Consider the following 688-nt stretch of genomic DNA (forward strand, 5'->3'; position numbering starts at 1 on the left):
CGACAACCACAGCCTAGCGTCGCGGACGCCGGGCTGGTCGTTCCGCCCGGCGCCGTAAGGATTAGTGCAGGTCACGATCGTAGACGAATTTCGGCATGCTCCAGTTGAAACGTAGCGCAAGCAAGCGCAGCGTCAACCCGATCGCCATTGCTGCAAGCATGACGGCGTCGTGGTTAAAACCAAGCGACAGCCCAAGGACATATATACCGCCGGCCATGACCGATACGGCGGCATAAAGCTCGCTCCGGAACAGCAGTGGAATATCGGCACACAGAATATCCCGGAGCACACCGCCCACGCATCCGGTAATCATACCAGAAACAATGACGATCGGGATCGAAAGATCCAGAGCCAATGCGACGTTGCAGCCGATCACGGTGAAGACTACGAGTCCAATCGCGTCGAGCAACAGAAACAGCCCACGCAGGTGGTGCACGAAACGGGCGATGATAATCGTCGCAAGTGCGGCGCCACCGGTGATCCCCAGATAGGATGGATGTTCGACCCACGATAACGGGTGATGGCCAAGGAGCACATCGCGGGCAGAGCCACCACCAAGGGCGGTCACGCAGCCCAGCAGGCAGACGCCAACCCAGTCCATGCTCCGGCGACCGGCAGCAAGGGCAGCTGTCATCGCCTCGGCGATTATCGCAATCAGGTAAAGCAAATGCATCATAAATGGCAGTTC

The 688-nt window shown here is 58.6% G+C and carries 1 protein-coding gene; it reads right to left on the reverse strand.

Features of this window, described 5'->3' with window-relative positions:
* Nucleotides 1-61 precede the first annotated feature (61 nt).
* Nucleotides 62-676, reverse strand: a complete 615-nt coding sequence (locus tag AB4Z23_RS27625) for a trimeric intracellular cation channel family protein (RefSeq protein WP_441361197.1) — start codon at nt 674-676, stop codon at nt 62-64.
* Between the last annotated feature and the right edge of the window lie 12 nt (nt 677-688).

It is taken from the genome of Agrobacterium sp. MCAB5, assembly GCF_052114365.1.
GTDB lineage: Bacteria > Pseudomonadota > Alphaproteobacteria > Rhizobiales > Rhizobiaceae > Agrobacterium > Agrobacterium tumefaciens.